This is a genomic window from Komagataeibacter sp. SM21, from assembly GCF_041402665.1.
GTDB lineage: Bacteria > Pseudomonadota > Alphaproteobacteria > Acetobacterales > Acetobacteraceae > Komagataeibacter > Komagataeibacter saccharivorans.
This window is the reverse complement of record NZ_JBGLOV010000002.1, coordinates 137,893-150,742: the sequence shown is the minus strand read 5'-3', so window position 1 is coordinate 150,742 and position 12,850 is coordinate 137,893. Positions and strand designations below refer to the sequence as shown.

Genomic DNA, 12,850 nt, shown 5'->3' with positions numbered 1-12,850 from the left:
CATGGATAAATTTACGGTTCTGACCGGTATCGCGGCGCCTCTGCCCGAAGAGAATATCGATACCGACAAGATCATTCCGGCGCGCTTTCTCAAGACGACCAAGCGTTCGGGACTGGGCGAGCATGCGTTCGACAGCATGCGCTATCTGCCCGATGGATCGGAAAACCCGGATTTCGTGCTGAATCAGGAGCCGTATCGCAAGTCGGAAATCCTGATTACCCTTGATAATCTGGGCTGTGGTTCGTCGCGTGAACACGCGCCATGGGCGCTGCTGGATTTTGGCATCCGCTGCGTGATCGCGCCGTCCTTTGCCGATATTTTCCATAACAACTGTTTCAAGAACGGCATCCTTCCCATCGTGCTGCCGCGCGCGGTGTGCGAGGAACTGATGGCAGACGCCCGCATGGGCGGCAATGCCCGGATCACGATTGACCTGCCGCGTCAGGTGGTTGTCCGTCCTGATGGCAGCGAAGTGCCGTTTGAGGTTGATCCGCTGCGCAAGCACCTGCTGCTGGAAGGGCTGGATGATATCGGCCAGACCCTGCAGCATGAACAGTCTATCGAGACCTTTGAAAAACGCCGTGCGCAGGCACAGCCATGGATTCCCGGTATCGTCCTTGATTAAGGGACCGGGTGGCCGTGGCCGCCCGTATACGGGACTGATCAATTAACAGACAGATTATTCGGATGGGAAACGTCATGTCCGCACCCAAGAAGCTCCTGATCCTGCCCGGAGATGGCATCGGCCCTGAAATCATGCACGAAGTCCGGCGCATCATGGACTGGATGGCGCAGGCGCGTGGCATCCGTTTCGATGTGAGTGAGGATGTCGTGGGCGGCGCGTCGCTTGCGGTGCATGGCCAGCCCATCACGCAGGAAGTCATCGACGCGGCGCGTGCGGCGGATGCGGTGCTGTTCGGTTCGGTGGGGGACCCGAAATGGGCATCCGCCGGGTTTGACCGCAGGCCGGAGATCGCGATTCTCAAGCTGCGGCAGGAACTGGGCCTGTTCGCCAACCTGCGCCCCGCCAAGGTGTTCGATTCGCTGGTTGATGCCAGCACGCTCAAGCCCGATGTCGTGCGTGGACTGGACATCATGATCGTGCGCGAAACGGTGGGCGGCATCTATTTCGGCACGCCGCGCGGGATCGAGACCCTGCCGGATGGTTCGCGTCGCGGGATCAACACCGAAGTCTACACCACGGCGGAAATCGAGCGTGTGGCCCGCGTCGCCTTCGATCTGGCCCGCAAGCGCGACAACCGCGTGTGTTCGGTCGAGAAGTGCAACGTGATGGAAAGCGGCCTGCTGTGGAAGGAAGTCGTGACCGACCTGCATGCCCGTGAATACGCGGATGTGGAACTGACCCATATGCTGGCCGATAACTGCGCCATGCAGATGGTGCGTAACCCGCGCCAGTTCGACGTGATCGTGACGGGCAACCTGTTTGGCGACCTGCTGTCCGACCTTGCGTCCATGCTGACGGGCAGCCTTGGCATGCTGCCGTCGGCAACGCTGGGCGCGCGGGGCGAAGACGGGCGCATGCCCGCGCTGTATGAACCGATCCACGGCAGCGCGCCGGATATCGCGGGGCAGGGCAAGGCCAACCCGCTGGCGCAGATACTGTCGTTTGCGATGCTGCTGCGTTATTCCTTCGACATGCAGGAAGATGCGGCCATGATCGAGACGGCCGTCTCCAGCGTGCTGGACAAGGGGCTGCGCACGCCCGACATCATGAGTGCCGGTCGGACGGAAGTGAATACGGCAGGCATGGGTACGGCGGTAGTGGCAGAGCTTGAACGCCTGAACGCAGCCTGACACGGCTTCCTGCCACAGGGTGGAAATGAAACGGGCTGGCACGGAATACCGTGCCAGCCCGTTGTGTTTTTACAGGCCGGGCTTCAGGACGTAGCCCTTGCCCCGGACTGTCTGCAGGAAGCGGGGTTCGCGCGGGTCGGGTTCGATCCGGCGACGCAGCCGTGTTACCTGCACGTCCACGGCGCGTTCGCCAATTTCTTCCATGTCCAGCGTTGTGGCGATGTCCGTGCGGGACAGGATCTCGTTCGGGTGCCGCGCCAGAACGGACAGTAATGCCGATTCGCCGCCCGTCAGATGGACGACATTGCCCGCACTGGATAACAGGCCACGCACCGGATCGAATTCCAGATCCCCCAGCCGCACGATACGCAGGTTGCTGCTGGGTGCGGGCGGCACGAAACGGCGCAGATGCGCCTTCAGCCGCAGCAGCAGTTCACGCGGCTCGAACGGTTTGGCCAGATAATCATCAGCGCCTGCTTCCAGCCCGATGATCCTGTCTTCCGGTTCGCCACGCGCGGTCAGCAGCAGAATGGGGAAATCCAGATTCTCGCGCCGCAGTTCGCGCGTCAGTTCCAGCCCGTTTTCCCCCGGCATGGTGATGTCGAGTACAAGCGCGTCAGGCTGCATGAAGCCCAGAACCTGCCGCGCTTCCTGCGCGGAGGAGGCGGCGCTGACACGAAAACCCTGCTCGCTCAGATACCGTTGCAGCAGGCGACGCAGGCGTGGATCATCATCAACCACCACCACATGCGCATCCACGATCATGCTGTCATGGGGCAGGGACGTGTCGCACGCTGTCTGGATCATCGGGAACTCCGGTCGGGAGAAGAAAAGGAATCGGTGGATACGCCGGGCATATCCGATTCGTCTATCAGGCCACGCATGACGCGGCGAAAGCCATCAACCGCCTTGCCACCCGCCTTGCGGTATACGCGTAACAGCACTTCACGCTGCAGGGAAAACAGGTGGCTTTCAATCTCCGCCCCATGCGGGCTGAGGTAAAGCCTGCGTTTGCGCCTGTCCTCCGGCGCGGTTTCCTGCCGCAGCGCGCCCATGGCCAGAAGTTCGCCCAGCGCGCGGCTCATGCTCTGTTTGGTAATGCCCAGAACGTCCAGCAACGCGCCCACGGCTATGCCCGGTTGGAGCGCCACGGCCTGCATGATGCGGTGATGCGCATGTCCCAGCCCGTATTCCTGCAGGGCCGAATCGATCACCCCTGTAAAGGCGCGGCAGGCTACCATCAGCAGGTCCTGTGCCTGCCGCATGTCCTCATCACGCAGGAACAGGAGTTCCACCCCCGCACCCGCCTGCGTGGGGCGGGTAGGGGATGGCGGACGGGAAGGCGCCGTCACGTCAGGAACCGGTTCAGGCGATGCGACCGGTCAGGCGGTTGCGCAGGTGTGTGATACGTCCGACCTCGGCCAGGCGACGGTCTAGGAATGCCTCAACCGAAGCCGGATTGCCTCCGCGCGTAAGCCAGAACAGGAGCGTGGAGATATAGACACCGCTGAGCGTGATGCGTTTGGTCACATATGTGAAGCCGGTGGATGTATCGCCCGCTGCCTGCCATATCGCGTTCACGCTTCGCCCCAGTGTCCGCGCAAGGATGCGGCCATGGGTGGGGACCAGCAGTGTGGCCAGAGCCTGCCGTATGGCGGCGCGGTGCGGGGCTGCGTGTTCCAGCCGGAACATGATGGCCGCACGCACCCGCCGGCTGATCTTGCGGCTGCGGAAGCTGTTGGTCGCCGCCAGCATTTCCCGGTCCAGCATGTCGAAACAGGCTTCGGCCACCTGCGCCATGCCATCGGGGAAAAGGATATCCGCGTTTTCATCCACGCACTGTTTCAGCAGGATGATGGTCCATGGCTGGCTGCCCGCGCGCGGGTCCGCCAGAAACCGGCGCAGCAGCGCATCACTTTGCGGTGAGTGAGGGAGATCGGGCGGCACCAGCGACGACGTTGCGGCGGCGAGCAGGACTGAAAGATTCATGCGGGTTCTCCGTAACGCGTCATTTCCGTATCGAATCCCATCCGGCCCAGGTCGGTCATGCGCATGGGGTACAGGATACCATTCAGATGATCATATTCATGCTGGAATACATTGGCCAAAAAGCCCGATGCAATGCCATGAATTTCCTGCCCGTCCGCATCCAGCCCGCGATAGGCGATGCGCTGGTAGCGCGGCACCCACCCCCGCAGGCCCGGAATGGACAGGCAGCCCTCCATCCGGTCCACCATTTCATCGTCCACCGGCTCCAGCACCGGATTGATCAGGGCGGAAGGCGGCAGCGGCGTTTCATCCGGCCCGGTCGCGCGGCTGGCGGGCAGGTGATACACGAACAGGCGCAGGCTGTGATGGACCTGCGGGGCGGCCAGTCCCACGCCGCCCGCATCCAGCATGGTGTCGATCATGTCCGCCACCAGCGTGCGGATGGCGGGGGAGGACGGGACAGGCACGGGCTGTGCGTGCTGGAGCAGAACGGGATGGCCCATACGGGCGATCTTGAGCAGCGTCATGACGGGGTAACGCCTTTGATGTTTATGACCGGATGTGTATGACAGCCTTCCCGCCCAAAACGGAGCGTGAAATTCATTGCCGCCGCGTGCGGGAATGATTTGTGTTGCGGGAAGTGAGTGTGATATAGGTGCGGCCCGTTTGGGAATCGCACGAAGGGAATAGCCTCGGGCGGATGTTCCCCAAGTTTCAGTTTCATGCGCCGCCCATACCGGATGGCCGATCAGGAGTTGATGACCCAGTGCAGGTTCTCGTTCGTGACAACAATGTTGATCAGGCCCTCAAGGCCCTCAAGAAAAAAATGCAGCGTGAAGGCATCTTCCGCGAAATGAAGCTGCGCCGTCATTACGAAAAGCCGTCCGAGCGCAAGGCGCGTGAGGCTGCTGAAGCCGTGCGTCGCGCCCGCAAGATGGAGCGCAAGCGTCTGGAGCGTGAAGGCTTCTAAGCCTGACCGTTATCGGGATTCGGGTCTGACCCGCGAAAAAGCCGGCTTCCGCAAAGGAGCCGGTTTTTTTGTGTCCGGAGAGTACAGCCATGGGCATGGAGTTCCCCCACAGCACCGAGAATACACCCCCGCCCGGCAGGTGGCGCAGGCTGCATGAACGTCTGGTCCGGCGTATCCTGCCGCGTTCCCTGCTGGGGCGCATGCTGCTGATCGGCTTCATCCCGCTGCTGGTGACGCAGGGCATCTCGCTGGAACTGTTTTACGGCAATTATCTGCAGATCGTCTCGCGCCGCCTGTCAGGGGACATGGCAACCACCATTTCACTGACACTGGACATGCTCGAACGCTATCCGTCGCCTGCCGACCGGCGGTGGATTCTTGATGACGTGGGCAGGCGCGCAGGCCTGATCATGACGTTGCGTGAAGGCGAAAGCCTGCAACGAAGCGGCACCAACCACGTCCTGGGGCCGATTGACGACGATCTGGTGCGTGACCTGCGCGGCACAGTGCGCTGGCCGACTTTTGTGGACTGGAAGCAGCCCCATCGGCGTCTGGTAATTCTTGTACAACTGCCCGAAGGCGTGCTGCAGGTCGTGGCTCCGCGTAAAAGGCTGGACGTGGCACCGGTATGGCTGTTCGTGGCATGGGCATCAGGCAGTGCACTGCTGCTGTTCCTGATCGCGGCGGTATTCATGCGTAATCAGGTCCGCGCCATAAGGCGGCTGGCCCGGGCGGCTGAACTGTTCGGGCTGGGGCGGGATACGGTGCCCATCGTGCCCGATGGCGCGCAGGAAATCCGCAAGGCCGCCATTTCCTTCAATCGTATGCGTGACCGGATCAACCGCTTTGTGGAACAGCGCACGACTGTTCTGGCGGGCGTGTCGCATGACCTGCGCACGCCGCTTACACGCCTGCGGCTCTCACTGGCCATGTTCCCACGTACGGGCATGGTCCGGGCGGAGAGCCTTCAGCCCGATATTGCCGACATGATTGGCGATATCGTGGAAATGGAACACATGATCGAAGGCTATCTATCCTTCGCGCGGGGAGAGGGGGCGGAAATCCCCACCGTCATCCGTGTTGAGGACATGTTCGAGGAGATCGTGACCGCCATGCGCCGTGTGGGCGCGCATGTCGCCATCCGTGCGGTCAGGCCATCGGAACTGACCATCACGGGGCGCAGTAACGCCCTGCGGCGTGTATTGAGCAATGTGATCGAAAACGCGCGCAGGCACGCAGACCGCATCGAACTGTCGGCCGAACGCGGGCGCAGGCAGGTTGTCCTGTATGTCGATGATGATGGCTGCGGGGTGGAGGAATCCCGGCGCGAAAGCGTATTCCGTCCCTTTGAAAGCGGGGAGGAGGGCGGAACGGGCCTCGGTCTTGCCATCGCGCGTGACATCATTCACGCCCATGGTGGGCATATCGGGCTGGAAACAGGCCCGCTGGGCGGGGCACGGGTCAGGATCGTGCTGCCGGAATAGGCCGCCAGCGCGTCGCTACGTCAGGGCAGGCTGTTGCCCGCACCACCATGGCCCGGACCGCCATTCATGCTGTTCATCGGGCCTGTGCTGCCGCCATAGGTGCTGCTCATCTGGCTTAGCGGGTTGTAGCGGCCCACGTTGCCCAGGATCTGCTGCATGATGTTGATCTTGGTGCCCGGCGTTGGCGTGCGCCCCGATGCCATGCTGACGTAACGGGCGTCATTCTTGTGCAGCACGCGCAGGTTGCGCAGGATGCCGTCCTGATCGAAGGTCAGGACCACCGCGTCCTGCCTGCGCACGCGCGGAAAGCTGATGGGGGCCAGCACCTGCGTCATGGACGCATAGACCCAGGTATTGTCATCAAACGTGGCATGGGCGGTGGGGGAGCCAAGGGCATCCATCACGTCCGATCGCGTGGTGACGCCGGTCTTGAGCTTGTTGTAGTCATCCGCTTCAACCAGCGAACCACGCTGCACGACCCCCGGCTTGAAGAGCGCGCAGCCCGACAGTCCGATCCCAGCCCCGATGACAGCGCATGAAAACAGGCGTAATGAACGGGAGCGGGGCTGGTTGTCCTTGGGTGACCTCATGGTCGGGAAAATATCCTGCAATAAGGGCATGGCGCATGATGCGGTTCGTCTTCCGGTGCCCGATTGGGAAAATGAAGTCAATCGCAGATCGCCCTGCCGGTGGAAAAACACGGATGCAGGACAATATTTCCCCCATCACCGCATGCGGGCATGGCCCGTGAACACACGCGCAGGAGCAAGACACATGGATGCTGAATTTTCCCGCCCGGTTGCCGTGGGGCGCATCCCCGTCCGCGGCATGGAAACCGTGATCGAGGCTTCGGATGATGAATGCCGCAGGCTGGCGAAACGGCTGGGAATTCCGGCCCTGCGCAACCTGTCGTGCCGCTACCGGCTGGCACCGGGGCGCGATGGGGAGGTACTGGCCGAGGGCTGGCTGACCGCGCATGTGACCCAGGAATGCGTCGTAAGCCTGGAACCGTTCGAGGATGTGCTGGCGGAATCGTTCACCGTGCGCTGCATTCCGTCGGAACGCTTCCGTGAGGATGACGAGATCGACCCCTTTTCCGTCGATGAAGTCCCTTATGAGCGCGACAGCATCGATCTGGGTGAACTGGCGACGGAAGAACTTTCTCTCGCCCTTGATCCCTATCCCCACAAGCCGGGGAGTGCGATTCCGGAGGAATTTATGGCCGTTGAAGAAGGCGAGCCGGAAGAAACCGTGCGCAGGCAGCCTTTTTCGGCTCTGGCCGAGTTGAAAAAAAAGCAGAACTGACGCAAAGGAAGGGGCAGAAGCGGGGGGCGCCCGGCAGACTGTCTGCGCATCATGTCTTGCGTAAGGCTTAAGGGTCTGCTAGAGCGCCCCCCTCAATTATTGATAACTGACCGGTGTAACGCCACGAGGGTGTGCCTGCCGGTTGTGATCCAGATCGGAGGGGCCCGGGCCCATGGCTGTACCCAAGAGAAAAACCTCGCCGTCCCGTCGTGGCATGCGTCGCAGCCATGCTGCGCTGACTGTTCCGGCGCACGCGGAATGCTCGAACTGCGGCGAACTGAAGCGTCCGCACCACGTCTGCAGCCACTGCGGACATTATGACGGCCGCGAAGTCGCGTCCGCAGGCAAGGCGCTGAAGACGGCGGTCCGCGCCTGATACGAACGCGCCACTGGCGTCATTACCCGGTAACGGCGCGATCCATGCGGATCACGCCGGCGGGCGGTCATGATGCCGCCCATCTGGGTTGCGCGCGGGTTACGGTCATTCCAATGTGTCTGTCCCGTATCTTGCGCGTTTCTTTCTTACCCGGCACAAGACGAGCATGAGCGAGACAGGTTCCTCCTTTTCCGAGACTGGGTCCTACACCCTTGCCGTGGACGGTATGGGCGGGGATGGCGGATCGGAAGTTGTAGTGGCCGGACTGGCGATTGCGGCAGACCGACATCCTTCAGCCAGAATCCTTCTGGTCGGGGATGAGGCAAAGTTGACCGGCCTTCTGAGCCGCTACCCACGTGCGGCCGCCATCTGTACAATCCGTCCGGCCGGTTCGGCCATTTCCATGGACATGAAACCCACGGCGGCATTGCGCGTGCGCGATTCGTCCATGCGGCTTGCCATGGACGCCGTAGCCCAGGGCGAGGCGCAGGGTGTCGTATCCGCTGGCAATAGCGGGGCGATGCTGGCGCTGGCCAAGATCGTGGTCAAAACCCTTCCCGGCATCACCCGCCCTGCGATGGCGGCCATAAGCCCCACCACGCGCGGCGATGTGGTGATGCTCGATCTCGGGGCCAATGTCGCCTGCGACTGGCGCAACCTTGTCGAATTCGCCGTGATGGGTGAAGCCTTCGCCAAGGCCGTGCTTGGCCTTCCTGCCCCTACGATCGGCCTGCTCAATGTCGGCTCGGAGGAACTGAAGGGCGACGAACGGCTGCGTCAGGCCGCTGAAGTGCTGCGTGGCAGTTCGCTGGCCAAACAGTTCCACGGTTTTGTGGAAGGGCACGACATTACCGCAGGCACGACCGATGTGGTGGTGACGGACGGCTTTACCGGCAATGTGGCCCTGAAAACCGGGGAAGGGGCGCTGAAAATGGCGTTTACCCTTTTGCGGCAGGTCTTTACGTCCAGCCTCCTTGGCCGGATCGGTTATCTTCTGGTGCGTCCCGGTCTGGAACGCATGAAGGAATGGCTTGATCCGCGGCGCTATAATGGCGCGGTTTTCGTGGGTCTGAACGGGGTCGTGGTCAAGTCGCATGGCGGCACGGATGCGGAAGGTTTCGCCGCAGCCGTTGACGTGGCGATCGACATGGTCACACACCGCTTTAACGATGGCATCCGTGACCGGCTGGCCCGTATGGGAAGCCTGACCACGGTAAAGGCCAGTCCCGATCAGCCGCAGGCGGTTCCTGCATCCTGACGCTGTAGCATCCGGTGTGGCGGGCAGGTCGCAATGTCTGTTCCCACCTGTGCATGTGAGTTGATATTGGTGGAAAAACAGGCATGACGGCGAAACGCTCGCTTCTGTCCGGGTTCGGCGGTTATCTGCCTGAGCGGATCGTTACCAACGATGAACTGGCCTCCCGGCTCGATACATCCGATGACTGGATTCGCGGTCGCACCGGTATCGGTCAGCGTCATGTTGCAGGGGAAGGGGACACGGCGGTGTCCATGGCGGTGCAGGCCGCACGGCAGGCGCTGGATTACGCGGGCGCCACGCCGGACGATGTTGACGCCATAATCGTCGCCACCAGCACGCCGGATCAGGCTTTCCCCTCCACTGCGGTACGTGTGCAGGCGGAACTGGGTGCTACCTCCGGCTTCGGATTCGATCTGGCCGCCGCGTGCTCGGGTTTCATCTACGCGCTGTCGATGGCCGATTCGCTGATCCGCAGTGGACAGGCCCGTTCCGCGCTGGTGATCGGTAGCGAAGTTTATTCACGCATTCTTGACTGGTCCGACCGGGGCACCTGCGTGCTGTTCGGTGACGGGGCCGGTGCGGTGTTCCTGACCGCGACGCAAGACGCAGGTGAGGGCACGGGCATCCTGTCCACACATCTGCATTCCGACGGGCAGTATGGTGATCTGCTGTATGTAGACGGAGCGACCGGCAGGCACGACATGCCCGCCCACCTGCGCATGCAGGGGCGCGAGGTGTTCCGGCATGCCGTGGGCAAGCTGTCCGCTTCGGTTGATGAGGCGCTGGCCGCCAACAATCTGACCCATGCGGATGTCAAATGGCTGGTGCCGCATCAGGCCAACCTGCGCATTATCGATGGTGTGGCCCGCAAGCTGGCCCTGCCCGCGGAACGGGTGGTGGTTACGGTGGACCGGCATGCGAACACCTCCGCTGCGTCCATCCCGCTTGCCCTGAACGAGGCCGTGCGGGACGGGCGTATCCAGAAAGGCGACCTTGTGCTGATGGAAGCGCTGGGCGGTGGTCTGACATGGGGTTCGGCGCTGGCGCGGCTGTAATGCCATTTCGATGCAAAATTGCAACGAATAGTCGATAAAAGCCTCTATCCCCCCACGACATTCAATTGACGATAGTGGCGCGCATGCATAACGTTTGCGTATGAGCACCGTGACGCGCGCCACTCTGGCAGAACAGATATATGATCAGGTCGGCCTGTCCCGCCATGAATCCGCCGATATTCTGGAAGATATTCTGGAGCGGATGGCACGGACACTTGAAGCCGGCGACAGCTTGAAAATAAGCGGATTTGGCACGTTCTCTGTCCGGCAGAAGGGACAGCGTACGGGTCGCAATCCGAAAACGGGCGTGGAGGTGCCGATTCTCCCCCGCTCCGTTCTTGTCTTTCGCCCCAGCCAGCTACTTCGTGCCCATGTTAACGGGCAGGCCGCTGAAGCGGGTGAAGCGGAAGGAGACGAGGCATGAATACGGATGACGACCCGCAGGTGCCGGACGCGGCACATCAGGACGTAGCCGGTATCATGGACGGACTGCCGATCTATGATGTCGCCCGCGAACTCGGGCTGGCCCAGCATGTCATGCGCATGTGGGAATCCCGGTTTCCACAGCTCAACCCACTGCGTGGTCAGGGCGGTCGGCGGTATTATCGGCCGCAGGATATTGCGGTGCTGCGCGAAATTGCCGATCTGCTGTACGTCCGCAAGCTGTCGATTGCCGAGGCGCAGGACGTGCTGGCAGGTGCCGCGCCGGGCGCTGAAGAAGCCGCACTGGACGCGCCGCAGGCTGCTGCCGCATCGGAAGATTTCTCTGAACAGGCGGTATCGCCTGCCCCGGAAAACGTCGATACGCCTGCACCATCTGTGGAACCGGCATATATCGAATCCGTGGTCGTGGCCGATCAGGAAACAGTCGTCGAGGAAGTGGTCGTCGAGGAAACGGTTGCGTATGTATCCGCGCAGCCGGACGCCGATACCGCCGACGATACTGTAGCCGCGGGAAAGGACGCTGCACCGGCGGCGCAGGGGGAGGAATCTGCCGAGGCCGAAATCCCGCTGGAACAGATCGTCATGATCGAGCTTGAGCGCATGCAGGCGGAAAATACCATGCTGCGTGAAAGCCTGCGTGGCGTGCTGGTGGAACTGCAGGCCCTGCGCGCAATGGTGCCTGCCTGATTTAATCAGTTTTTTCAGTTTTGGGGCAGAACATGCCTTGCGGTCCCCCCGATGGACTGCTACACCCTGCCCATCGCAGACAGGCGGGCAGTAGCGCAGCCTGGTAGCGCATCAGTCTGGGGGACTGGGGGTCGTGGGTTCGAATCCCGCCTGCCCGATATCCCTGTCTGCGATAAAGATTCCAAGCGAAAGCTTACCGAAGCATCCTTGAAAAAGGATGCTTTTTTTGTGCCTGCAATGCTTCCGGCCGCCTATTCGCGGGCACGGCTCCAGTTCAGCCACAGCATGTGCAGCACGGCCATGATGGCAGGCCCGACGAACAGCCCCAGAATGCTCCAGCTTTCCGCGCCGCCCAGAATGCCGGTCAGCACCCAGAGGAAGGGAAGCTGCGTGGACCCGCCGATCAGGGCGGGACGGACCAGATGGTCGGCCAGAAAGATCACGGCAATACCAAACAGCACGATCGCCACGGCGGGCAGCATCGCGCCGGTATTGATAAGCAGCAGAAGGGCAACCGCGCCGATGGCAATGATGGCGCAGAAAGGTACCATGGCGGCCACGGCGGTCACGACCCCGAACAGGAAGGGATGGGGCGCACCCGCAACCAGGTAGGCCAGCCCCATCAGCATCCCTTCACCGATTCCCACCAGAACCAGCCCTGATACCGAACCGTGGACGGAGGCGATGATCTGCAGCGCGATCCGTTCCCCCCGTTTGCCAAAGGCGCGGCGGGAGACATTAAGCGACTGACGGATGACGGAATCGCCATCCTTGAGCAGGAAAAACAGGGTCAGGATGGCGAAGGCGAACAGCAGCACCCGATGCAGCACCTGCGATCCGACCTGCTGTGTCATCTTGACGCCATGCCCGATATTGAGCGAGCCAAGCAGGACCGAAACATCGGCAGGCTCCTTCAGGTGGTCATTCCACCATGCTTCCACGGCCTGCCGTCCATAGGGCAGGTGGGCAAGCCATTGTGGCGCGGGAATGCCGGAACGGCGCGCGTCATTAAGCAGCCTGAACACCCCTTCCGCTTCCCGTCCGGCTTCAAGCGCGAACAGGGCCAGTGGGCCGATGAAGATCAGCGCGATGACCAGCGTGAACACGATCGGCAGCATGATCTGATGGGCGCGTGATGGCCACCGTCGTCGCGCGCGGGCGTAAAGCGGCCATGAAGCGATGGCGAAGATGCAGCCCCAGATCAGCGATGGCAGAAAGCCCCGCACCGTGTACAGCGCCAGCAGGACAAAAAACAGCGCCAGTATGGCCCGCGCGATCCGTTGGGTGCGCTGGGTTTCATGGAATGAACGGAAGATGCGCATCGTGGATGCGGGATCGGTCCTGTTGTCCCCCACGGGGGGCTTGAGACGATCCTGATCCGCGTTGTGGGGATCCGTCATGGTCATTCCTCTGGAAAGCTGGCCGGGGCCTGTACGGGCGCGGGGTGGAACGGGAACAGACCCGCGA

The 12,850-nt window shown here is 62.1% G+C and carries 16 protein-coding genes and 1 tRNA gene; 11 read left to right on the top strand and 6 right to left on the bottom strand.

Annotated elements, in window-relative coordinates:
- The first annotated feature begins 1 nt into the window (after nucleotide 1).
- A complete protein-coding gene (leuD, locus tag ACBR42_RS02680) occupies nucleotides 2–625 on the top strand; it encodes a 3-isopropylmalate dehydratase small subunit (RefSeq protein WP_371207219.1) in 624 nt (207 codons plus the stop codon).
- A gap of 74 nt (nucleotides 626–699) precedes the next feature.
- The gene (gene leuB / locus ACBR42_RS02675; RefSeq protein ID WP_110546736.1) at nucleotides 700–1,815 is read left to right on the top strand and encodes a 3-isopropylmalate dehydrogenase; all 1,116 of its coding nucleotides are present in this window, start codon (nucleotides 700–702) and stop codon (nucleotides 1,813–1,815) included.
- Nucleotides 1,816–1,884: 69 nt separating this feature from the next.
- Here the strand turns inward: leuB and ACBR42_RS02670 are convergent, their stop codons facing one another.
- From ACBR42_RS02670 to def, 4 genes are read right to left on the bottom strand one after another with little or no spacing between them, the layout of a single operon-like run.
- Nucleotides 1,885–2,622 (bottom strand): response regulator, encoded by a 738-nt coding sequence (locus tag ACBR42_RS02670; protein WP_102323283.1) that lies wholly within the window; start codon nucleotides 2,620–2,622, stop codon nucleotides 1,885–1,887.
- The gene (locus ACBR42_RS02665; protein WP_243705321.1) at nucleotides 2,619–3,167 is read right to left on the bottom strand and encodes a MarR family winged helix-turn-helix transcriptional regulator; all 549 of its coding nucleotides are present in this window, start codon (nucleotides 3,165–3,167) and stop codon (nucleotides 2,619–2,621) included. The genes ACBR42_RS02670 and ACBR42_RS02665 overlap by 4 nt, the downstream gene beginning before the upstream one ends.
- Nucleotides 3,168–3,180: 13 nt before the next feature.
- Nucleotides 3,181–3,804, bottom strand: coding sequence for a COQ9 family protein (locus ACBR42_RS02660; protein ID WP_371207218.1), 624 nt, complete (start codon nucleotides 3,802–3,804; stop codon nucleotides 3,181–3,183).
- Complete coding sequence (def, locus tag ACBR42_RS02655; protein ID WP_110546395.1) at nucleotides 3,801–4,331, bottom strand: peptide deformylase; 531 nt, start codon at nucleotides 4,329–4,331, stop codon at nucleotides 3,801–3,803. The genes ACBR42_RS02660 and def overlap by 4 nt, the downstream gene beginning before the upstream one ends.
- Before the next feature lie 239 nt (nucleotides 4,332–4,570).
- On the opposite strand from def, the gene rpsU reads away from it, so the two are divergent.
- Nucleotides 4,571–4,774: a 30S ribosomal protein S21 gene (rpsU, locus tag ACBR42_RS02650; protein WP_010506446.1), complete on the top strand. Its 204-nt coding sequence runs from the start codon at nucleotides 4,571–4,573 to the stop codon at nucleotides 4,772–4,774.
- Nucleotides 4,775–4,869: 95 nt separating this feature from the next.
- On the top strand, nucleotides 4,870–6,258 hold the full coding sequence (locus tag ACBR42_RS02645; RefSeq protein WP_282760904.1) for a HAMP domain-containing sensor histidine kinase: 1,389 nt from the start codon (nucleotides 4,870–4,872) through the stop codon (nucleotides 6,256–6,258).
- Between the two features lie 20 nt (nucleotides 6,259–6,278).
- On the opposite strand, the gene ACBR42_RS02640 is transcribed toward ACBR42_RS02645, so the two are convergent.
- Nucleotides 6,279–6,848 (bottom strand): outer membrane protein assembly factor BamE, encoded by a 570-nt coding sequence (locus tag ACBR42_RS02640; protein ID WP_102323288.1) that lies wholly within the window; start codon nucleotides 6,846–6,848, stop codon nucleotides 6,279–6,281.
- A 184-nt stretch (nucleotides 6,849–7,032) separates the two neighbouring features.
- Between ACBR42_RS02640 and ACBR42_RS02635 the strand changes: the two genes are divergently transcribed.
- The 7 genes from ACBR42_RS02635 to ACBR42_RS02605 all read left to right on the top strand — a co-directional run bounded on the left by ACBR42_RS02635 (nucleotide 7,033) and on the right by ACBR42_RS02605 (nucleotide 11,541).
- A complete protein-coding gene (locus ACBR42_RS02635; RefSeq protein ID WP_102323289.1) occupies nucleotides 7,033–7,563 on the top strand; it encodes a DUF177 domain-containing protein in 531 nt (176 codons plus the stop codon).
- A gap of 172 nt (nucleotides 7,564–7,735) precedes the next feature.
- Nucleotides 7,736–7,939 (top strand): 50S ribosomal protein L32, encoded by a 204-nt coding sequence (rpmF, locus tag ACBR42_RS02630; RefSeq protein ID WP_102323290.1) that lies wholly within the window; start codon nucleotides 7,736–7,738, stop codon nucleotides 7,937–7,939.
- A gap of 166 nt (nucleotides 7,940–8,105) precedes the next feature.
- Nucleotides 8,106–9,197 carry a phosphate acyltransferase PlsX gene (gene plsX / locus ACBR42_RS02625; protein WP_102324155.1) on the top strand — a complete coding sequence of 364 codons (1,092 nt, stop codon included), beginning with the start codon at nucleotides 8,106–8,108 and terminating at the stop codon, nucleotides 9,195–9,197.
- Between the two features lie 83 nt (nucleotides 9,198–9,280).
- Complete coding sequence (locus tag ACBR42_RS02620) at nucleotides 9,281–10,252, top strand: beta-ketoacyl-ACP synthase III (RefSeq protein ID WP_118962997.1); 972 nt, start codon at nucleotides 9,281–9,283, stop codon at nucleotides 10,250–10,252.
- Between the two features lie 100 nt (nucleotides 10,253–10,352).
- Complete coding sequence (locus ACBR42_RS02615; RefSeq protein ID WP_102323292.1) at nucleotides 10,353–10,676, top strand: integration host factor subunit alpha; 324 nt, start codon at nucleotides 10,353–10,355, stop codon at nucleotides 10,674–10,676.
- Nucleotides 10,673–11,383 carry a MerR family transcriptional regulator gene (locus tag ACBR42_RS02610; protein ID WP_371207217.1) on the top strand — a complete coding sequence of 237 codons (711 nt, stop codon included), beginning with the start codon at nucleotides 10,673–10,675 and terminating at the stop codon, nucleotides 11,381–11,383. Before ACBR42_RS02615 ends, ACBR42_RS02610 begins: the two co-directional genes overlap by 4 nt.
- Nucleotides 11,384–11,467: 84 nt before the next feature.
- A tRNA-Pro gene (locus tag ACBR42_RS02605) sits at nucleotides 11,468–11,541 on the top strand.
- A gap of 93 nt (nucleotides 11,542–11,634) precedes the next feature.
- On the opposite strand, the gene ACBR42_RS02600 is transcribed toward ACBR42_RS02605, so the two are convergent.
- A complete protein-coding gene (locus ACBR42_RS02600; protein ID WP_118962999.1) occupies nucleotides 11,635–12,789 on the bottom strand; it encodes an AI-2E family transporter in 1,155 nt (384 codons plus the stop codon).
- Between the last annotated feature and the right edge of the window lie 61 nt (nucleotides 12,790–12,850).